Raw genomic sequence first — 18,713 nt, 5'->3', positions numbered from 1 at the left:
CGATGTCCACCGTCCTGCCCCCCGCCCCTGCGCGCTTGCCGGGGCTTCTGCTCGGCCCGCTGGCCCTGGCGGCCACCCTGCTGGTCAACGGCGCCATGGCCGCCCCCCAAGAGGGCGTTGCCGAGGCCATCACCCCGATCGTCAGCCCCCACGATACCCGCGACTACCGGGTGCTGACCCTGGAGAACGGCCTCACCGCCCTGCTGGTCAGCGACCCCGAGGCCGACAAGGCCGCCGCCTCCATGAACGTCTCGGTGGGCAGCGCCCAGGACCCCGAGGACCTGGCCGGCCTGGCCCACTTCCTCGAGCACATGCTGTTCCTGGGCACCGAGCCGTTCCCCGAGGCGGACGCCTACCAGGGCTACATCACGCGCCACGGCGGCAGCCACAACGCCTTCACCGCGCCCCAGGACACCAACTACTTCTTCGACATCGACCCGGCGGCCCTGGAGGGCGCCCTGGACCGGTTCAGCCAGTTCTTCGTCTCGCCGCTGTTCAATGCCGACCGGCTGGAGAGCGAGCGCAACATCGTCCACTCCGAGTACATGGCCCGCATTCGCGACGACGGGCGACGCGAGAACGACGTGCTCAACGAGCTGCTCAACCCGGACAACCCCACCACCGGCTTCTCGGTGGGCAGCCGCGAGACCCTGGCCGACCCGGCCGACGGCGAACCGAGCCTTCGCGAGCGGGTGATCGACTTCTACGAGCGCCACTACGACGCCAATGTCATGCACCTGGCGCTGATCGCCCCGCAGCCGCTGGACGAGCTCGAGTCCCTGGTGGCAGAACGCTTCGCCGCCATTCCCGACCGCGGGCTCTCGGCCCCCGAGATCACCGCGCCGCTGGCGCTGACCGACACCCTGCCGCAGCGGGTCGCGATGCAGTCGGTGCGTGACAGCCGCCAGCTGCGCTTCCTGTTCCCGATCCCCGACCCCATCGCCGAGTATCGCCACAAGCCCGCCGACCTGATCGCCCACCTGCTGGGCCACGAGGGCGACGGCAGCCTGCTCGCGGTACTGCGCGCCGCCGGCTGGGCCGACGGCCTCTCCGCCGGGGTGTCCCGCGGCGACGGCCACCATGCCCTGTTCAGCATCGGCATCAGCCTGACCCCGGCCGGCGCCGAGCAGCGCGACGCCATCGAGGCCACCCTGTTCGACGCCATCGAGCAGATCCGCGAAGGCGGCCTCGAGGCATGGCGCCATGACGAGAAGGCGCGACTGGCCGAGCAGGAGTTCCGCTTCCAGCAGCATGGCTCGCCGCTGCAGGGCGCCATGCGCCTGGCCATGAACCTGTCGCGCTTCCCGGTGGAGGACGTGCAGTATGCCGCCTACCGCATGGACGGCTTCGAGCGCGAGCGTGCCGAGGCCTACCTCGACGCCCTCGCTCCGGACAACCTGATCCGTCTCTACAGCGCCCCGGACGTGGAGGGCGAGCGGACCTCACCCTGGTTCCACGCCCCCTGGGCCCACGACGGGGGGGGGGACAGGCGCGACGCGGGCGGCGAGGCCACGGCGCTGACCGGCCTGGCGCTGCCCGGTCCCAACCCCTACATCGCCGAGGACATCACGCTGCTCGAGGCGCAGGACGAGCGCCCGCGACGGCTGGTGGAGGAGCCGGCCTTCGACCTCTGGCACATGGCGGACGCCACCTTCAACACCCCCAAGGTGGAGTGGCGCTTCAGCCTGCAGCACCCCGGCGCCGCCCACTCCGCCCGGGATGCCGCCCTGGCGCGGCTGCTCGCCGGCTGGCTGGATGACAGCCTCAACGAGGCCCTCTATCCGGCGCGGCTGGCCGGCCAGCACTTCGAGGCCTATGCCCATGCCCGCGGCATCACGCTCTCGTTCGCAGGCTGGCGCGATCGCCAGGAGCGGGTGATGACGCGGGTGCTGGAGCAGCTGCAGCATGGCGAGGTGGAACCGGCCGACTTCGAGCGGGTGCGCTATCGCCTGCAGCGGGAGTGGCGCAACGCTCCCCAGGCGGCGCTGCATCGCCAGGCCGGCCGCACCCTCGCCGAGGCGCTGGTGCGGCCCCAGTGGCCCAGCACCGCCCTGCTGGAGGCGAGCCGCGAGCTCGACGTGGAGGACCTGCGCGAGGCCCGCGACGCCCTCCTGGCCGAGCTGCGGCTGGAGGCCATGGCCGTGGGCAACCTGACCGCCGAGCGGGCCGAGGCCCTGGGCCGCCAGGTGGCCGAGGCGCTTGCCCCGCGCCTGGCGGCCGATGCCATTCCCGAGCTCACTCCGCTGCGCGCCGACGCCGACCTACCGCGCCTGACACCGCACACCAGCCGCGAGGAGTCCGTCCTGCTGCGCTATCTGCAGGGCCCCGACCGCTCGCTGGCCAGCCAGGCGCAGCTGGCGGTGCTCGGCCAGCTGATCGACACGCCCTTCTATCAGCGCCTGCGCACCGAGGAGCAGCTGGGCTATGTGGTCAATGCCGGCTACTCGCCGATGCTCGATGCGCCGGGCCTGGCGCTGCTGGTGCAGTCGCCGGATACCCGCAGCGAGGCGATCGATGAGCGCATCGATGCCTTCCTGGACGACTTCGCGACCCGCCTGGAGACGCTGGAGGACGAGGCCCTCGCCCCCTACCGCCAGGCCGTGCATGACCAGCTGACCCGTCGCGACACCAGCCTCTCCGGGCGCGCCGGCCGGCTGTGGCAGGCGATGTCCTTCGGCGATACCGACTTCGACCGCCGTGAACGGCTCGCCGAGCGCGCCCTGGCGGTCTCCGCCGAGGAGCTGCGCCAGGCCTGGCATCAGCTGCGCGAGGCCGCCGCCGTCCAGGTCGCCTTCGACCCCGGCGATGAGCCCGACGACATCCTGGCCCTGACCCGCCACCTGGACCCGCTCCCCGAGTTCGAGGAGTAGCCGTCACACCGCCCACAGCGACAGCGCCCGGCCAAGGCCGGGCGCTGTCGCATGGGAACGGGAAGCGGGAATCAGTCGAAGGCCTGGGGCGGCATGATCGCCTCCACGTGCATCACCAGTTCCTCGAGGACCTGGCGGTCGCGGTCGCTGAGCGCCACCTGGTTGAGGCGTTCGATCTCGCGGGCGAAGCCCTTGAGGGTCAGGCCGGCCACCGCCGCGTCGTTCATCCGCGCCCAGCGGTAGGCCTCCCACTGCGCCAGCTCCTCGCCCTCCAGGGTCTCGGGGTAGCTACGCGCCCGATAGCGGAACAGCATCTCCTCCAGGCGGGGGTCCTGGAAGGCGAAGCGCGCCCCGACCAGGTCCCAGGGGTCGGTGTCACGGACCCGCTGCATCTGCTGGCGGTCGGCCGGCGAGAAGAAGCCTCCGGAGTAGAGCATCAGGTCCGGATCCCCGGGCCCCTCGGGCGGCGGCTCGGCGAACACCTCGGCCACCCGGCCGGCCACCTCGGGGCGGGCATTGAGCTGTTTCCAGTGGGCCCGACAGGCGTCCACGTCCAGGCCCAGGCGCGCGACGATCTCGCCATACTCGCCCTGCTTCGGGCCCTCCACGTCCTTGAGGGCGCTGGCGGGGAAGAGCACCGGGCACTTGTTGACATGGATCACCTTGAGCGGGATGCGCTCGGTGCCCTCGGCCAGGTCGTCGTTGCTGACGAAGACGCGCCGGCGGATCTGCTCCGCCGTCAGGTCGAACAGCGGCGCCGGGTCCACCGACAGGTCGTAGACGATCACCCCGTTGGGGTTGGTGGGATGCTCGGCCAGCGGCACCACCAGGGCACTGCAGCCGCGGCTCGCCGGATAGCGCCGCGAGATGTGCAGCACCGGCTTGCGCCCCGGCACGTCGAGCAGACGGGCCACCGCCCGCTTGCCGCGCAGTTTCAGCAGATAGTCGAAGAGCTTGGCATTGCACTCCCGGAGCCGGCGCGCCAGGGCAATGGTCGCCCGCACGTCGGCCAGGGCATCGTGGGCCCCCTTGTGGGCGATGCCGTTGGCGGCGGTGAGGTCCTCGAGCCGGAAGCTCGGCGCGCCGTCATCGCGGGTCGGCCATTCCATGCCGGTGGGCCGCAGGGCATGGAAGGCGCGAACCACGTCGATCAGGTCCCAGCGGGAGTTGCCGTTCTGCCACTCCCGGGCATAGGGGTCGATCAGGTTGCGGTAGAAGAGATGGCGACTCACCTCGTCGTCGAAGCGCAGCGTGTTGTAGCCCAGCGCACAGGTGCCGGGCTCGCTCATCAGCGCCTGGATGCGCCCGGCGAACTCCGCCTCGGGCAGCCCGCGGCGGCGGGCCTGCTGGGGCGTGATCCCGGTGATCAGGCAGGCCTGGGGGTGGGGCAGGTAGTCATCGGCCGGCTTGCAGAACCACTCCACCGGCTCGCCGACCTCGTTGAAGTCGGCATCGGTGCGGATCGCGGCGAACTGCGAGGGGCGATCGCGGCGCGGATCGGCACCGAAGGTCTCGTAGTCGTGCCACAGGAAGGTCAGCGGGGCGTCGGGCGGCGCCATGGGCAAGGTCTCTCCGGCGAATCAGGCATGGAGGCCACAGCCTAGCACAGCACCGCGCACCCCCTCAGCCGGGGGCGATCAGCCCCGCGGCAGGGTGACGTTGAGCTCCAGCACCGAACAGTTGTCCTCGCTGTCCAGGCTGATGTTGATGGCATCGTCGTCCACCTGGACATAGCGCCGGATCACCTCCAGCAGCTCCTTTTCCAGCAGCGGCATGTAGTCAGGCTGCCCGCGCTGGCTGCGCTGGTGGGCAACGATGATCTGCAGCCGCTCCTTGGCGACCGACGCGGACTTCTTGCGCTCTCGCTTCAGGAATTCGAGCAGTTTCACCGGCGACCTCCTCCGAACATGCGGCTCAGCAGGCTCTTCTTCTGGTACTCGTGGAAACGCAGGGGCACGTCCTCGCCGAGCAGTCGGGCCACGGTGTCCGTGTAGGCCTGGCCGGCATCGCTGTCGGCGTCGTGAGTCACGGGCACCCCCTGGTTGGAGGCACGCAGCACCGCCTCGGACTCCGGGATCAGCCCGATCAGGTCGATGGCGAGGATCTCGCGGATGTCGTCGAGGTTGAGCATGTCGCCGCTGTCGACCCGCCCCGGGTTGTAGCGGGTGATCAGCAGGTGCTCCTTGATCGGCTCCTCGCCGCGCTCGGCGCGCCGGGTCTTGGAGGCCAGCAGGCCGAGGATGCGGTCGGAGTCGCGCACCGAGGAGACCTCGGGGTTGGTGACCACGATCGCCTCGTCGGCGAAGTACATGGCCAGCTGCGCGCCGCGCTCGATGCCCGCGGGGGAGTCGCAGAGGATGTAGTCGAAGTCCTTGCTCAGCGTCTCCAGGACCTTCTCGACCCCCTCCTGGCTCAGGGCGTCCTTGTCGCGGGTCTGGGACGCCGGGAGGATATGCAGGTTGTCGACCCGCTTGTCGCGGATCAGCGCCTGGCTGAGGCCGGCCTCCCCCTGGATGACGTTGACCAGGTCGTAGACCACGCGGCGCTCGCACCCCATGATCAGGTCGAGGTTGCGCAGCCCCACGTCGAAGTCGATGACCACGGTCTTGTTGCCTCGCAGCGCCAGGCCGGTGGCGATGGCTGCCGCGCTGGTTGTCTTGCCGACGCCCCCTTTGCCGGAGGTCACAACGATGATCTTGGCCAAGTTACGCTTCCTGTCAGTCGGTAGGTGGTAATGGGGTGTTGACGATGGCGACCCTGCCCGGGGTCAGGCCAGCGGCGTGATGCCGAGCTGGTCGCCCTCGAGGCGCACCTGGACGGTGGTGCCCAGCAGGCAGGGGTCGATGTCCTCGAGGCGCTTGTAGTTGCCGGCCACCGAGAGCAGCTCGGCATGCAGTTCACGGCAGAAGATCCCCGCCAGGGGATCGCCGTGGATGCCGGCCAGGGCACGCCCGCGCAGGGCGCCGTAGACGTGCACGCTGCCGGCGGCCAGCACTTCGGCCCCGGCGTTGACCGACCCGACCACCACCAGGTCACCCTCCGGCGAGGTCACCTGCTGCCCCGAGCGCACCGTGCCACGGTAGATGCGTCCACCGCTGGAGACGCCGGGCGGCGCCTCGATCTCGGCCGCGGCGTCCGCCGCCGACTCGGCCTCGCTGGGGGCCACGCTCTCCAGGGGACGCGGCCTGGCGGCCTCCTGGGGCGGAAACCAGCCGAGCCCCAGGGCCCAGGCCGACTGCTTGACCGGCTCGGCCCCGCCGCGCACGGCCACCGGCAGCAGCTTGTGCGCGCGACACACCGCGCAGATGCGCTCCAGGGCGAGGTGGGGCTCATCGAGCTTCTCGACGCTGAGCACCACCGGGGTGTGCTGGAAGAAGGCCGGGGACTGGCTGAGCTTGCCGGCGAGCTGGTCGCGAATCCGCTCGGGGTCGGCGCTGGTCAGCTCCATGACCGTCATCGGCAGCATCCCCCCCTTGAAGGTGAAGGCCATGCTGTCCCTGTCCACTTTGAGGCTCATTGCCGAACTCCACGTCAGTGTTGGTCGGGGTATCGACTCAAAGCTAAGCGAGTGACACGCCCCCTGCAACTGATCATAAGCCCAGCCGCGGGGGCTTGTCAGTGTCTCCCATCGGCCACACCCTGCCGGGGAGACGGACTTTTCCCCAGCGGCGGCGCGTGCTTAGATATTCCAACGCCCCCGGTCACCTTCATCGACATCTACAACAACAGGCCTGCGCTTCCCGGTGCGTGATGCGCCCCTCTCAGGATCACCCATGTCAGGACTCCTTCGCCGCCTCTTCGCCCCCCGCTGGCAGCACCCCGACCCGGCCGTGCGCCGCCAGGCGATTCCCCGCCTCGACCCCGCCCGTGAGGAGCATCGCCAGGCCCTGGAGCGCCTGGCCCTGGACGACGATGCCGAGGTGCGTTCCGCCGCCCTGGCACGGCTCGACGACCCCGCCCGTCTGATGGCGCTGCTGGACGCCGCGCCGGCCTCCGCCGAGCTTTCCCGTCGGCTCGTCGAGCTGCTGAGCGGCCGCCAGGGCAGCCTGGAGCTGGGCGCGCGAATCGCCCTGGTCGAGCGGCTGGCCTCCCCTGACCTGCTGGCCGAGATCGCCCTGCAGGGCGACAACCAGCAGCTGCGCCTGGCCGCCCTGGAGAGGCTCGACGACGAGGAGGCCCTGATCCGCCAGGCCTGCGACAACGGCATCGCCGCGGTGCGCCATGCCGCCGCGGCACGCGTGCAGAGCGAGGCCGGGCTGGCCCGGCTGGCCCAGTCCGCCCGCCGCGACCGCCAGGTGATGCGCCAGGCCCGGGAGCGGCTCAACCGCATCCGCGCCGACGCCGCCTCGCTGGCCGCCGCGCGCGAGCGCCGCGAGGCGCTGCTCGCCGACCTGGAGCGCCATGCCAATGCCCCCTGGGAGCCGCTCTATGCCGGTCGCTTCCGCCATCTGATGCGCGAATGGAACGGCCTGGAGGACCTGCCCGATGCCGGCCAGGAGCGCCGCTACCAGGATGCCTGCCTGCGCTGCCGCAAGGTGATCGGCGACCACGAGGCCCACCAGCGCTCCCGGGAGGCGGCCCACCAGCGTCGCGAGGATGCCGACCAGACCCGCGAGGCCCTGGTGGAAGCCCTGGAGGAGAGCCTGGACGCCCTGACCCGCAGCGACGGCATCACCGACCAGGACATCGCCAGCCTGCGCGCCCAGAAGCAGCTGCTCGACAACCGCTGGCAGGCACTCTCCGACCAGCACCTTCCCGACGAGGCCCTGCGCAAGCGCTACGACAAGGCACGGCGGGGCTTCGACCGCCTCAGCCAGGCCTGGGTCAGGCTGGAGGAGCGCGCCGGCGAGATCGAACGCGCGCTCCATGATGGCGACGACGAGCGCCTCCAGGCCCTGGTGGAGGCCGTCGGCTGGCCCGAGGGCCTGGCTCCCTCGCCGCTGCTGCAGCGGGCTCGAACGCACCTGGCGCGGGAGGGTGAGGAGCCGACCGGGGACGACCTCGAGGTGCGGCTGGCACGCTTCGTCGACGAGCTCGACCAGTTCGAGCGCCTGCTGGAGAGCGGCGCCTTCAAGGGAGCCAGCCGACTGCACCAGCGGCTGCGGCAGGCCGCCGAGCGGCTCCCTGGCCGGCAGCTGCAGCCCCACGAGGCGCGCCTCAAGCGGCTGGGCGCCCGGCTGGCCGAGCTGCGCGACTGGCGCGGCTTCGTCGCCGGCCCCAAGCGCGACCAGCTCTGCCAGGCCATCGAGGCCCTGGCCGACGAGCCGGGGGCCAGCGACGGCGCCCTCGATCGGCGCCACCGCCAGCTGGTCAAGGAGTGGAAGTCGCTGGGCGACGCCGCGGCCAACCGCGAGCAGTCCGCCCGATTCCGTGCCGCCTCGGACCGCATCCATGACCGTCTCGCTCCCTGGCGGGCGCGGCTCGACGAGGAGCGCCAGCGCAACCTGGCCACCCGCGAGACGCTCTGCGAGCAGCTCGAGACCCTGCTGGCCCAGCCCGCCGAGGAGGCCGACCCGGACGCCCTGCGTCACATCCGCGACAAGGCTCGCGAGCAGTGGCGCCACGCCTCTCCCGTGCCCCGCGACCAGGCAGAGGCCATCGGGCGGCGCTTCGGCCGCATCCGCCATGAGCTTCAGGCGCTGATCGACCAGCGAGCCCATGCCATCGCCACCGCCAAGCGCGAGCTGATCGACGAGGCACGGGGCCTGCTCGAGCAGCCGCTGCCCGCCGCTCGTCGCGCCGAGCAGGCCAAGACCCTGCAGCGTCGCTGGCGCGAGCTGGGCCGGGCCCCCAAGGGCGAGGAGCAGGCGCTGTGGCGGGAGTTCCGCGGCCTCTGCGACCAGATCTTCGCCTCCCGGGAGGCGGAGCGCGACGACCGCGCCCAGCGGGCCCGGGAGCGCCTGGAGGCGATGCAGGCCCTGATCGATCGCCTCGACGCCTGGCACCCCGCCAGCAGCGACGACCAGGCCGTGCTCGACGCGGCGATCCGTGACGCCGCCGCCCTCGAGCCACTGCCCACGGGGCGGCGCACCGAGGGCATGCGCCGGCGCTGGTCGGGCATCGTACGCGCCCGACGCGAACGCCTCGAACGCCTGGCGGTGATCGACGAGGTGGAGGGCTGGCGCGCGGTCCAGCCGCTGCTGGCCGAGCACCTGGCGGCCGACGCCGACAGCCTGGCCGGCGAGGCCAGCCGCGACGTCGGGCTGCCGGAAGGTCTGTCACTCGCCGAGGACATGCGCGGCGCCCATGCGCGCCGCAACGCGGCACGTCACGAGCCTTCCAGCCCCTCGGAGGTGGCCGAGCGGCTGGCCAGGGTCCGGGTGCACCTCTCGCTGCTGGCGGTGGGACGCGTCAGCCACCGGGACGACCCGCTGCGGCTGGCGATCCAGGTCGAGCGCCTCAACGAGAACCTCGGCCGCGAGCTCTCGCGGGCCGAGGAGGTCCGCGGCGTGCTGCGCGAACTGCTGGCCACCGGCCCCGTCTCCCCCGAGCTGTGGGCCCACGAGGTGGGCGAACTCGATCGCCTGCTCGAGCACCTGACCCGGCTCCCGCCCCCCTGACCCCGCCCGTCTGCCGAGAACGCGAAAGCGCGAGGGATTGCCTCGCGCTTTCTCTTGCCACGCCCTGCGACCGCCTCGGCCGCGGGGGCGTCATGACAGGGAGGGCGATCAGCCCATGAACTGCCCGCCGTTGATGTCGATATTGGCACCGGTGATGAAGCCGGACTCCTGGTGGGCCAGGTAGGCCACCAGGCGACCGATCTCCTCGGGCTTGCCGTAGCGCTTGACCGGGATGGTCTCGCGGATCGACTCGCGCACCTTCTCGGGGATCTTCATGATCATGTCGGTGGCGATGTAGCCCGGCGACACGGTGTTCACGGTGATGCCCTTGGTGGCCGTCTCCTGGGCCAGCGCCATGGTCAGGCCGTGCATGCCGGCCTTGGCGGCCGAGTAGTTGACCTGGCCGAACTGGCCCTTGCGACCGTTGATCGAGGAGATGTTGATGATGCGGCCGTACTGCTGCTCGAGCATGGAGTCGAGCACGCTGCGGCAGGTGTTGAAGACGCTGTTGAGGTTGGTGTCGATGACCTCGTGCCACTGCTCCGGGGTCATCTTCTTCATGGTGCCGTCGCGGGTGATGCCGGCGCAGTTGACCAGCACACCGACCGGGCCATGCTTCTCCTCGATCTCCTTGACCCCGTTGACGCAGGCATCGAAGTCCACCAGGTCCACCCCGGCGATATCGATGTTGGTGTAGCCATCCGACTTCTGGGCCTCCAGCCAGGTCTTGGCCTTCTCCGGGTTGTGGTAGCCGGCCACCACCTGGTAGCCCTCGTCGGCCAGGGCGCGACAGATCGCGCTGCCGATACCGCCGGTTCCACCGGTTACCCAAGCAACGGTTGCGTTGTTGGCCATTGTTACCTCCCTATAGTCATGACGCTGAACGGGCCGGCCGGGTCGGGCCGGCACCGGAATTATTCTCGATGAAGTTGCCAACCAGATGACAACTTCGCGCAGTATGGACCACAGAGTGCAGGCGGGACGAGCGTTTGAACCTGCACCCTTGACTAAAGGGGTAATCCCTGTAGAATACGCCTCACGTTGATGCGGGGTGGAGCAGTCTGGTAGCTCGTCGGGCTCATAACCCGAAGGTCATCGGTTCAAATCCGGTCCCCGCTACCAAATATCGAGAAAGGCCAGCACCGAAAGGGGCTGGCCTTTTTCATGCCTACGATTGATGCGCCCCCCTCCGGTAGCTCTTCGGGCTCGGCTCTTCTCACAACCCCGGGAAGGTCACCGGATCCCTCTCGATTCAGACTCAGCGGTCCCCGCTGCTGCCCCCTCCCCCCTTGATGGTGGGGGCCATGCCCAGCCGGCCGACGCCGGGCAGCTTGAGTGCCGGGCGGCGCAGGTCGAGGCCCAGCGACAGCCCCAGCAGGTTGACCTCGAGGCCCTCGTCCCGGCCCAGTGTCAGGCCCAGCACGCCGCCGGCCGATACCGTCAGGCCCCGCCCGCCAGGCGCCGCGGCCAGCAGGCCCTCGAACAGGTAGTCCTTGCCCACCGCGGTGACCGGCAGCACCGCATCGAGCCCCTCGACCTCGCGCACCACCCAGGCGGTGAAGGTGTTGCTGTTGGGGCCGGGCCAGGCCCGATAGGCCGCCGGGGCCGGATAGGCGGCCACCGCGGCTTCGATCTCGGGAATCAGCCGCTCGGCCGCCTCGCCCCGGTAATCGGCCAGCAGGGCCGGCGGGTTGCCGTACCAGGCGCGATCCGGCACCCGGGTCGCCTCGGACACCAGGGCGGGACGGCGCCAGCTGAGCACGTGGTGCATCCGCCAGGCCTCGGCGCCCGCCTCCCGGGTGGCGATCCAGGTATGCACCCCGAAGGCACCCCGCCAGCCCCAGGTGCGCGCGGCGTAGAGCTGCACCACCGCGCCGGGCGCCGCCTCCGGCGCAGGCGCCAGCCCCGCCGGCTCGCGGCTGGCCGAGGCCCAGTGCCGCCCCTCCCCCTCGGCCTCGGTGGCCAGCATCCACAGCGGCCCGGCCAGCAGCAGGGCCAGTGTCACGACCATCCCGGCCAGCAGCCGAAGGATTCGTCTCATCGCCGGTGCGCCTCCCCTTGAATCGCCGCCTGACCACCCGCATCTTGTGAGGGAATTCACTCTGACCCGGGACCCCACACCATGTCCATCGTCGACCCGCGTACCGGCGAGCCGCTCGCCACCGATCCCCCTGCCGGCGACTCGACCGCCACGGCACCCGCCGGCCAGGAGGCCGAGGTGATCATCGACGTCGACCAGGGCAATATCCAGCAGGTGCTCGAGCTCTCCATGCAGGTGCCGGTGCTGCTCGACTGCTGGGCTCCCTGGTGCGAACCCTGCAAGAACCTGATGCCGGTGCTCGAGAAGCTGGCCCGGGAGTATCGCGGGGCCTTCATCCTCGCCAAGCTCAACATCGACGAGAATCAGGAGATCGCCGCCCAGCTGGGGGTCCGCTCGGTGCCCGACGTCAAGCTGGTGAGCCAGGGCGGGCTGGTCGACCACTTCCAGGGCGCCCTGCCCGAGAAGCAGATTCGCGAATGGCTCGGGCGCTACTTCCCGGCCCCGGAGGACGCCCCGGCCAGCCCCGAGGAGCAAGCCGCCGAGGCGCTGGCGGCTGGCGACGCCGCCAGCGCGCGCAGCCTCTACGAACAGCTGGTGCAGCAGCACCCCCAGCACTATCCCTACCAGGTGGAGCTGGCCCGCAGCCTGGTTGCCCTGGGCCAGGGGGAGGATGCCCGCGCCCTGCTCGACAACCTGCCGCCGGAGGAGCGAGACGCCGCCCCGGCCCGGGGCGTGCGCGCCAGCATCGAGTTCGGCGAGGAGGCCCCTTCCGCCGAGGCCATCGCCGCCCTGGAGGGCCGGGACGACAGCGAGGCCCGCTACCAGCGCGCCCTGCGCCGGGTCGCCGACGGCGACTACGAGGCGGGCCTGGAGGGCCTGCTGGCCCTGATGAAGCAGGACCGCGCCTGGAATGACGATGCCGCACGCAAGACCCTGCTGCGGGTCTTCGACGCCCTGGGGGCGGACCATCCGCTGACCGTCGCCTACCGCCGCAAGCTGTTCGCCCTGCTCTACTGAGCGGTCAGCGGCGGATCGCCCGGGGCATCCGCCGGCACTTCGGAAAGGGCCGCCCGCCGGCGGCCCCTGCGCCGTTCAGCCCGCCAGCACGCGATCCAGCCGCGCCAGCGCCGCGTCGAGCTGGGTGGCCGTGGTACCGAAGTTGAGCCGCGCGAAGCCCGGCCGGCCGAAGTCGGCACCGTCGGAGAGCGCCACCCCCGCCCGCTCGAGCAGCGCCTTGCAGGGCGAATCGCCGCCCGCCAGGCTCGCCGCCCGACGCAGGTCGAGCCAGGCGAGGTAGGTGGACTCGGGAGGGCTCATGGCGACCCCTGGCCAGCGCGCCACCCGTTCGATCAGGGTGCGGCGGTGGTCCCGCAGCACCTCGAGCAGCACCTGCCGCCAGGGCTCGCCGCGGGCGTAGGCCGCCTCGGCCGCCACCAGCCCCAGCACGTTGCCATCCGGCTGCAATCCCCTGGCCACCGCGGTGAAGCGGCGCCGGAGCCCCGCATCGGGGATCACCGCGCAGGCGGTGGTCAGGCCGGCCAGGTTGAAGGTCTTCGACGGCGCCCAGAGCGTCAGGGTGCGCTCGGCCAGCTCGGGAAAGGCCGCCGCCAGCGGCACATGCCGCTCCCCGGCGTCCAGCAGCAGGTCGCAGTGCAGCTCGTCGGAGACCACCCGCAGGTCGTGGCGTACCGCCAGCTCGGCCAGGCCGGCCAGCTCGTCGCGGGTCCACACCCGCCCGGTGGGATTATGGGGCTGGCACCAGAGCAGCAGCCGCGTGCGAGGCGTGATCGCCGCTTCCAGGGCCTCCAGGTCGAGCCGCCACGGCTCGCCAGGCGCCTCGGGCTCTCGCATCGCCGCCTGCTGGGGCAGCCGGCCGGTGCGCTCGGCCACCCGGAGGAAGGGCGGATAGATGGGCGTGACCGTCAGCACGCCGTCCCCCGGCTCGGTCAGTGCCAGGCTGGCCAGGTGCAGGGCCGGCACCACGCCCGGCAGCCAGTGCTGCCAGGCCGGCTCGATGGCCCAGCCGTAATGCTCGGCGCTCCACGCGCAGAGGGTCTGGCGCAGCGAGTCGGGCACCAGGCCGTAGCCGAAGACGCCGTGCTCGACCCGAGCGTGCAGGGCCTCGATCACCGCCGGCGGCGAGAGGAAGTCCATGTCGGCGACCCACAGCGGCAGGACCTCCTCGCCGTGGCGATGCCACTTCTGGGAGGGCCACTCCCCCCCGGCCGGGTGGCGGCGCTCCACCGGCGTGGCAAAATCGAACTCCATGCGCCCTCCCTCATCAGCACAGCGAAACGGGACAACCATCAGATGAACCAGACCATGCCCCAAGACGGCTTCTATGCCAAGGTACGCCGCGGACTGCCCGCCCTGATCGGCCAGTGGCGACGACTCGGCCAGGGCGACGAGGCGCGCCTGGCGCTGATCCTGGCCGAGACGGCCCGGGTGGCAAAGCTCGGCCAGCCGGAGGCCACTCCCGATGCCGCGACCCTGGCCGCCTGGAGCGGGCCCGAGGCCGGCGACGCCATCCCGCTGTGGGCGGCCCGCACCGCCACCTTCCTGCTGGTGCAGATGCCGGCGCGGCCGTTGCCGCAGGGCGAGGACGAGGCCTGCGCCTGGGCCTACTGCTGGCTGCGCAACCGCGACTTTCCCGACCACGCCAGTGCCGAGGCGGCCCTCCCCGAGCATCTGCGAGCGCCCCTGGCGGCGCCCCTCAAGGCGGCCTGGGTGGACCGCCAGGGGCTGCGGCTGATCTAGCTCCCGCCGACCTCAGCGCCGCCGCGGCGGCCGCTTGGGCTTGAAGCCGGCAGGCTTGGTGGCCAACCATTCGACGAAGGTGCGAACCTCGGGGTGCCCCATCAGTGCCTCGCGGCTGCGATAATGGTCGGCCAGCTCCCGTTCGCCGAGCACCGCGTGGATATGCCGGTGGCAGGGGTGACAGAGCCAGAGGATGGCGGTCAGCCGCTCGACCCGGTCGAAGCGCCGCCGGTAGCGCGCCTTGCCGTGCAACGAGCGCGGAATCAGGTGGTGGCGGGTCAACGGTGCCGCACGACCGCACAGTTCACAGGTATCGGGTCGCGGCGGCGGTGACAGCTCGTGGCCGGCCATGCACTCTCCGGGGATCTGGATGCCTCCCTGACAGGATAAGGAAAACGAGATGGAAGTTCCCCTGAGCTGGCAGCTGGCCAAGCTCGCCGTGTCGATCGGCATGGTGCTGGGCCTCGGCGCCATCGCCGTGCGCGTCAGCCCGCGTATCGCCGGCCTGCTCGCCGGTTACCCCCTGGGCACCGCCATCGCCCTGTTCTTCATCGGCCTCGAGCTCTCCCCCGCCTTCGCCGCCGAGAGCGCCGTGCATACCCTCGCCGGCTTCACCGCCACCCTGGCGATGGGCGGCGGCTACCTGCTGTGCGGGAGCCGCGAGGGCTTCCGCGGCGTGCTCGCCGGCACCGCCGGGGGGGTGGCGGCCTTCCTGGCCACCGGCCTGGCGCTGACCCAGGTCGAGTTCACCCGGGTCACCGGCACCCTGACCACCCTGGTGGCCATCGCCGCCTTCCTGCGCCTCTACCGGCGAGTGCCCGACGTGCGGGTGACGGCGCGGGGCACGGTCACCTGGCCGGCCCTGATGCTGCGGGCGCTGCTGGCGGCGGCGATCATCTTCGCCATCACCGGCCTGGCCCACGTGCTCCCGGCGGCCTGGGCCGGCGTGATGTCGGCCTTCCCGATCAGCATGTACCCCATGCTGGTGATCCTGCACCTGGCCCACGGCCCGGGACCGGTGGCCACGGTGATCAAGCACTATCCCGCCGGGCTCGGCGCCCTGCTCTGGTATGCGCTGTGTGTCTCGCTCACCTACGACCGTCTGGGGCTGGCCCTGGGCACCCTGGCCGGCTTCGCGGTGGCCACCGTCTGGCTGCTGGCCTGGACCCGCCTGCAGGCGTGGCGCAGGACACGCAGCGTCGTCGCCGCCTAACCGGGGCTTGACCAAGCGCTTGCTCGGGGCAAGGCTGTATCCCTGACACGACAACCACAAGGAATCCGCCGATGTTCGTTCGCAAAGTCGAACCCGCCTTCTACGACACCGATGCCCTGGGCCACGTCAACAACACCCGGCTGCCTGCCTGGTTCGAGCTGGCCCGCAACGACCTGTTCCGCCTGTTCACCCCCGACCTGGACCCGCGCAAGTGGCGCCTGATCATGGCCCGCATGGAGGTCGACTACCGCGCCGAGCTCCAGTATGGCGAGGAGATCGAGATCCGCACCTACGTCTCGCGCCTGGGCAACAGCTCCTTCACGGTCAGCCAGGAGGCCCGCCAGGCCGGCAAGCTCACCAACCTGGGCCACACCGTGATGGTGCACTTCGACCACGAGGCCAAGCGTGCCATCCCCATCGAGGGCGAGCTTCGCGAGGCGCTGGAGGCCCACCTGCAGGAGGAGCCGGCCGACGCATGACCCCTGCCGTCAGAGCGCTCGAGAAGGCCGGGGTCGACTTCACCCTGGCCGAGTACGCCCACGATTCGCGCAGTCCGGCCTATGGCGAGGAGGCCGCCAGCGCCCTGGGGCTCTCGCCCGACGAGGTCTTCAAGACGCTGATCGCCCGGCTCGACGACGGCCGCCTGGCGGTGGCCATCGTGCCGGTCTCGGGCCAGCTCGATCTCAAGGCCCTGGCCCGCGCCGCCGGGGCCCGCAAGGCACGGATGGCCAAGGCCGAGGAGGCCGAGCGCGCTACCGGCTACGTGGTCGGCGGCATCAGTCCGCTGGGCCAGAAGCGCCGCCTGCCCGCCTTCCTCGACGCCAGCGCCGAGGCCCTGTCGGCGATCCATGTCAGCGGTGGGCGCCGCGGCCTGGAGATTCGGCTCGCGCCCGGTGACCTGCTGCACCTCACCGGGGCCCGCCTGGCCCCGATCGCCCGGGCCTGACCGAGCGAGCCGAACGGCTCCGCCCGCTGTCCCAACGACATGGCCGGCCCGGCCGGCAACCGATGACTGACAGGAGGTGGTCATGGCTATCCGCTACGACCTCTGGCTGGACCCCAACAATGTCGCCCGCCACCGCGCGGTGGAGGCGGACCTGACCCGCTACTTCGTGGAGCGCTTCGCGGACTACCCGCACATCCGCTTGTTCGGCGCCGACCCCTACGATTATGATGCGCCGTTCAATCGCCTCTATGACGTGCTGATGGCCCGGGCCGGCGAGTACTGCGAGCGGGAGTGGCGCTACGCGCCCACCCCCGAGCAGCTCAACCGCGCCTTCTTCCTGGCCGTCGGCCAGTCCAACAAGTTTCTACGGGACCCCGACGATGGTGATCCACACCGATCAGACCCCTGACGAGCGCCAGCTGGCAATCATCGCCGAGCAGCTTGGCCGCGCGCCGCGCGGCATCGAGGCCGTGGCGGCCACCGACGGCGAGGGCACCCCGCTGGTGCTGCGCATGGCGCCCATCGTCGATGGCAAGCCCTTCCCGACCCTCTACTGGCTCAGTTCGGAGCGGCTCAAGGTGGAGATCTCCCACATCGAGGCCGCCGGGGTGATCAAGCGGCTCGAGGCGCGCCTGCAGGAGGACCCCGAGTTTCTTGCCGCCTACCACGCCAGCCATCGCGACTACGTCGAGGCGCGCTGGCGCGTCATGAGCGAGGCACAAAAGGCTGAGGTAATCCGGCTCGGCTATGATGGCGTGCTCCGGGAGCGCGGCATCGGCGGCATCGCGAACTGGGACCAGGTGCGCTGCCTGCATACCCAGTACGCCCACCACCTGTGTGGCCACAACGTCATCGGCCAGTGGATGGACGCCGAATACGACGTGGCGGCCTGCCTCCCCTGAGCCTGCACCCTTTCCCTGACCCCAAGCCCCAACAAGGAGCCCCTGATGTACGTCGATACCCATGTCGTTGCCAGCCTCGTCCTGATCGCCAGCATGTTCGTGATCACCGGCGTCGGCCTCAAGCTGCTGAGCCAGGCCATGAAGCGTGATGCTGAGGGCATGCGCTGAGCCGCGACACCCCCGACCGCGAAGGGCGCCATTCGGCGCCCTTCGTCGTTCCGGGCATGGGACGGGCTTGCGGCGTCGGCCCCGCGGCGCCAGCATAGGCCCTGCCAGGAGGCGAAAGCGCCCCCGCCAAGGAGAAGAGCATGTCGAGATTCTGCGTCTATCTGGGCTCACGGGACGGCCGTGACCCGCAATTCCTCGAGGCCGCGCGCCGGCTCGGCCGCGAACTGGCCCGGCGCGGCCACACCCTGGTCTATGGCGGGGCCCGCATCGGCCTGATGGGTGCCCTGGCGGACGCGGCCATGGTCGAGGGTGGCGAGGTGGTCGGCGTGATGCCCGACCACCTGGTGGAGCGCGAGCAGGCCCACCATGGGCTCAGCGAGCTGATCCGCGTGCGCAACATGCACGAGCGCAAGGCCAGCATGGCCGCCCACGCCGACGCCTTCATCGTGCTGCCCGGCGGCATCGGCACCCTCGAGGAGTTCTTCGAGGCCTGGACCTGGCACTACCTGGGCCTGCACGACAAGCCCATCGGCGTGCTCGATACGGCCGGCTTCTATGCGCCGCTGCTGGCCTTCCTGGATAGCACGGTCGAGCACGGTTTCCTCAACGCCCGCACCCGCGCCGAGCTGTTCGACGCCACGGAGCCGGCCGAACTGCTGGATATCCTGGAGGGGCGCCTCGCCGCGTTCGGCTGAGGCCGGGGGAGCGTCCGACAGGGGGCGCGAGGGTCAGGCGTCTCCGGCCAGCTCGCGGGTCCGCTGGTAGGTGAGCTGCAGCAGGCGGGCATCCTCGCCCGCACGGTGCCGATGGATGCCCAGCTCCTCGATCAGCGCCTCCTTGGTGGACTTCCACAGCGCCAGCTGCCCCTCGCTGAGCAGCTTGCGCAGGGCCTCCAGGCGGAAGGCGGGCAGCATGCCGGCATGGTGAAAGAGCAGCGACAGCCAGGTATTGTCGTACCCCCAGCTGTCGCTGTAGGCGATGCCGATCTCCCCCAGTTCGTCGTTGAGCCAGCGAGCCACCTGACGCACGGGATGGCCCTCGCGATGCAGCCGCGCACGGGAGATGCCGTGCAGCAGCTCCGCCTTGGGGTCCCAGTGGGTCCACTCGTCCAGGGGATGGATCAGGAAGGCACAGCTGCTGCCGTCGGGACGGGCCAGGCCGACCTCGATGGGGTAGCTGCCGCGCCCGAATCCGGACGCCTCGATATCGAGCAGTGTCGGTAGCGTCACGGTGGGCGGGTCCTCGAGGCTCGGGGC

20 protein-coding genes and 1 tRNA gene are annotated in these 18,713 nt (G+C 71.1%); 12 read left to right on the top strand and 9 right to left on the bottom strand.

The features are described 5' to 3' along the window. Positions 1-2: 2 nt before the first annotated feature. Positions 3-2,870: an insulinase family protein gene (locus NFC98_RS01920; RefSeq protein ID WP_254276506.1), complete on the top strand. Its 2,868-nt coding sequence runs from the start codon at positions 3-5 to the stop codon at positions 2,868-2,870. A 71-nt stretch (positions 2,871-2,941) separates the two neighbouring features. Here NFC98_RS01920 and sbcB read toward each other — a convergent pair whose 3' ends face one another. The 4 genes from sbcB to minC form a co-directional block, all read right to left on the bottom strand. Next, positions 2,942-4,429, bottom strand: a complete 1,488-nt coding sequence (sbcB, locus tag NFC98_RS01915; RefSeq protein WP_254276505.1) for an exodeoxyribonuclease I — start codon at positions 4,427-4,429, stop codon at positions 2,942-2,944. A gap of 78 nt (positions 4,430-4,507) precedes the next feature. After that, on the bottom strand, positions 4,508-4,759 hold the full coding sequence (gene minE, locus NFC98_RS01910; protein WP_183333169.1) for a cell division topological specificity factor MinE: 252 nt from the start codon (positions 4,757-4,759) through the stop codon (positions 4,508-4,510). Next, positions 4,756-5,574, bottom strand: coding sequence for a septum site-determining protein MinD (gene minD, locus NFC98_RS01905; RefSeq protein ID WP_254276504.1), 819 nt, complete (start codon positions 5,572-5,574; stop codon positions 4,756-4,758). Before minD ends, minE begins: the two co-directional genes overlap by 4 nt. 63 nt (positions 5,575-5,637) lie before the next feature. Then, on the bottom strand, positions 5,638-6,387 hold the full coding sequence (gene minC, locus NFC98_RS01900; RefSeq protein WP_254276503.1) for a septum site-determining protein MinC: 750 nt from the start codon (positions 6,385-6,387) through the stop codon (positions 5,638-5,640). Positions 6,388-6,643: 256 nt separating this feature from the next. Between minC and NFC98_RS01895 the strand changes: the two genes are divergently transcribed. Beyond that, entirely contained in the window at positions 6,644-9,430 is a 2,787-nt protein-coding gene (locus NFC98_RS01895) for a DUF349 domain-containing protein (RefSeq protein ID WP_254276502.1), read from the top strand. Between the two features lie 108 nt (positions 9,431-9,538). Here the strand turns inward: NFC98_RS01895 and phbB are convergent, their stop codons facing one another. Next, on the bottom strand, positions 9,539-10,285 hold the full coding sequence (phbB, locus tag NFC98_RS01890) for an acetoacetyl-CoA reductase (protein ID WP_183333177.1): 747 nt from the start codon (positions 10,283-10,285) through the stop codon (positions 9,539-9,541). A 190-nt stretch (positions 10,286-10,475) separates the two neighbouring features. On the opposite strand from phbB, the gene NFC98_RS01885 reads away from it, so the two are divergent. Continuing rightward, positions 10,476-10,552 (top strand) — tRNA-Met (locus NFC98_RS01885). Between the two features lie 136 nt (positions 10,553-10,688). On the opposite strand, the gene NFC98_RS01880 is transcribed toward NFC98_RS01885, so the two are convergent. Then, entirely contained in the window at positions 10,689-11,471 is a 783-nt protein-coding gene (locus NFC98_RS01880) for a DUF3750 domain-containing protein (RefSeq protein WP_254276501.1), read from the bottom strand. 81 nt (positions 11,472-11,552) lie between these two features. Here NFC98_RS01880 and NFC98_RS01875 point away from each other — a divergent pair, with 81 nt between their 5' ends. After that, positions 11,553-12,488, top strand: a complete 936-nt coding sequence (locus NFC98_RS01875; protein WP_254276500.1) for a tetratricopeptide repeat protein — start codon at positions 11,553-11,555, stop codon at positions 12,486-12,488. A 75-nt stretch (positions 12,489-12,563) separates the two neighbouring features. Here NFC98_RS01875 and NFC98_RS01870 read toward each other — a convergent pair whose 3' ends face one another. Then, a complete protein-coding gene (locus NFC98_RS01870) occupies positions 12,564-13,739 on the bottom strand; it encodes a MalY/PatB family protein (protein ID WP_254276499.1) in 1,176 nt (391 codons plus the stop codon). A 54-nt stretch (positions 13,740-13,793) separates the two neighbouring features. On the opposite strand from NFC98_RS01870, the gene NFC98_RS01865 reads away from it, so the two are divergent. Continuing rightward, on the top strand, positions 13,794-14,228 hold the full coding sequence (locus NFC98_RS01865; protein ID WP_254277760.1) for a hypothetical protein: 435 nt from the start codon (positions 13,794-13,796) through the stop codon (positions 14,226-14,228). A gap of 12 nt (positions 14,229-14,240) precedes the next feature. Here NFC98_RS01865 and NFC98_RS01860 read toward each other — a convergent pair whose 3' ends face one another. Next, the gene (locus NFC98_RS01860; RefSeq protein WP_254276498.1) at positions 14,241-14,579 is read right to left on the bottom strand and encodes a hypothetical protein; all 339 of its coding nucleotides are present in this window, start codon (positions 14,577-14,579) and stop codon (positions 14,241-14,243) included. 49 nt (positions 14,580-14,628) lie between these two features. Here NFC98_RS01860 and NFC98_RS01855 point away from each other — a divergent pair, with 49 nt between their 5' ends. The 7 genes from NFC98_RS01855 (at position 14,629) to NFC98_RS01830 (ending at position 18,152) form a co-directional block, all read left to right on the top strand. Further along, positions 14,629-15,441 carry a hypothetical protein gene (locus NFC98_RS01855; protein ID WP_254276497.1) on the top strand — a complete coding sequence of 271 codons (813 nt, stop codon included), beginning with the start codon at positions 14,629-14,631 and terminating at the stop codon, positions 15,439-15,441. A 71-nt stretch (positions 15,442-15,512) separates the two neighbouring features. Next, positions 15,513-15,920, top strand: a complete 408-nt coding sequence (locus tag NFC98_RS01850) for a thioesterase family protein (protein ID WP_254276496.1) — start codon at positions 15,513-15,515, stop codon at positions 15,918-15,920. Then, entirely contained in the window at positions 15,917-16,387 is a 471-nt protein-coding gene (gene ybaK / locus NFC98_RS01845; RefSeq protein ID WP_254276495.1) for a Cys-tRNA(Pro) deacylase, read from the top strand. The genes NFC98_RS01850 and ybaK overlap by 4 nt, the downstream gene beginning before the upstream one ends. 82 nt (positions 16,388-16,469) lie before the next feature. After that, positions 16,470-16,796 carry a hypothetical protein gene (locus tag NFC98_RS01840; RefSeq protein WP_254276494.1) on the top strand — a complete coding sequence of 109 codons (327 nt, stop codon included), beginning with the start codon at positions 16,470-16,472 and terminating at the stop codon, positions 16,794-16,796. Further along, positions 16,768-17,289 carry a DUF501 domain-containing protein gene (locus NFC98_RS01835; RefSeq protein ID WP_254276493.1) on the top strand — a complete coding sequence of 174 codons (522 nt, stop codon included), beginning with the start codon at positions 16,768-16,770 and terminating at the stop codon, positions 17,287-17,289. The genes NFC98_RS01840 and NFC98_RS01835 overlap by 29 nt, the downstream gene beginning before the upstream one ends. Positions 17,290-17,334: 45 nt before the next feature. Beyond that, a complete protein-coding gene (locus tag NFC98_RS17960) occupies positions 17,335-17,457 on the top strand; it encodes a hypothetical protein (RefSeq protein ID WP_281379297.1) in 123 nt (40 codons plus the stop codon). A gap of 140 nt (positions 17,458-17,597) precedes the next feature. Beyond that, positions 17,598-18,152, top strand: coding sequence for a TIGR00730 family Rossman fold protein (locus tag NFC98_RS01830; RefSeq protein ID WP_254276492.1), 555 nt, complete (start codon positions 17,598-17,600; stop codon positions 18,150-18,152). A 33-nt stretch (positions 18,153-18,185) separates the two neighbouring features. Here NFC98_RS01830 and NFC98_RS01825 read toward each other — a convergent pair whose 3' ends face one another. Continuing rightward, positions 18,186-18,686, bottom strand: a complete 501-nt coding sequence (locus NFC98_RS01825; protein WP_183333200.1) for a hypothetical protein — start codon at positions 18,684-18,686, stop codon at positions 18,186-18,188. Positions 18,687-18,713: the final 27 nt, after the last annotated feature.

Origin of the sequence: Halomonas sp. 3H (genome assembly GCF_024206005.1) — a bacterium.
GTDB lineage: Bacteria > Pseudomonadota > Gammaproteobacteria > Pseudomonadales > Halomonadaceae > Halomonas > Halomonas campaniensis.
The sequence above is the reverse complement of the archived record's forward strand: the minus strand, read 5'-3'. Positions and strand labels throughout refer to the sequence as shown.

Bases quoted from the DNA above. Each gene is read 5' to 3' on its own strand.
- NFC98_RS01920 (WP_254276506.1), top strand. From the start codon at position 3: ATGTCCACCGTCCTGCCCCCCGCCCCTGCGCGCTTGCCGGGGCTTCTG.
- sbcB (WP_254276505.1), bottom strand. From the start codon at position 4,429: ATGGCGCCGCCCGACGCCCCGCTGACCTTCCTGTGGCACGACTACGAG.
- minC (WP_254276503.1), bottom strand. From the start codon at position 6,387: ATGAGCCTCAAAGTGGACAGGGACAGCATGGCCTTCACCTTCAAGGGG.
- NFC98_RS01895 (WP_254276502.1), top strand. From the start codon at position 6,644: ATGTCAGGACTCCTTCGCCGCCTCTTCGCCCCCCGCTGGCAGCACCCC.
- phbB (WP_183333177.1), bottom strand. From the start codon at position 10,285: ATGGCCAACAACGCAACCGTTGCTTGGGTAACCGGTGGAACCGGCGGT.
- NFC98_RS01880 (WP_254276501.1), bottom strand. From the start codon at position 11,471: ATGAGACGAATCCTTCGGCTGCTGGCCGGGATGGTCGTGACACTGGCC.
- NFC98_RS01875 (WP_254276500.1), top strand. From the start codon at position 11,553: ATGTCCATCGTCGACCCGCGTACCGGCGAGCCGCTCGCCACCGATCCC.
- NFC98_RS01870 (WP_254276499.1), bottom strand. From the start codon at position 13,739: ATGGAGTTCGATTTTGCCACGCCGGTGGAGCGCCGCCACCCGGCCGGG.
- NFC98_RS01865 (WP_254277760.1), top strand. From the start codon at position 13,794: ATGCCCCAAGACGGCTTCTATGCCAAGGTACGCCGCGGACTGCCCGCC.
- NFC98_RS01860 (WP_254276498.1), bottom strand. From the start codon at position 14,579: ATGGCCGGCCACGAGCTGTCACCGCCGCCGCGACCCGATACCTGTGAA.
- NFC98_RS01855 (WP_254276497.1), top strand. From the start codon at position 14,629: ATGGAAGTTCCCCTGAGCTGGCAGCTGGCCAAGCTCGCCGTGTCGATC.
- NFC98_RS01850 (WP_254276496.1), top strand. From the start codon at position 15,513: ATGTTCGTTCGCAAAGTCGAACCCGCCTTCTACGACACCGATGCCCTG.
- ybaK (WP_254276495.1), top strand. From the start codon at position 15,917: ATGACCCCTGCCGTCAGAGCGCTCGAGAAGGCCGGGGTCGACTTCACC.
- NFC98_RS01840 (WP_254276494.1), top strand. From the start codon at position 16,470: ATGGCTATCCGCTACGACCTCTGGCTGGACCCCAACAATGTCGCCCGC.
- NFC98_RS01835 (WP_254276493.1), top strand. From the start codon at position 16,768: ATGGTGATCCACACCGATCAGACCCCTGACGAGCGCCAGCTGGCAATC.
- NFC98_RS17960 (WP_281379297.1), top strand. From the start codon at position 17,335: ATGTACGTCGATACCCATGTCGTTGCCAGCCTCGTCCTGATCGCCAGC.
- NFC98_RS01830 (WP_254276492.1), top strand. From the start codon at position 17,598: ATGTCGAGATTCTGCGTCTATCTGGGCTCACGGGACGGCCGTGACCCG.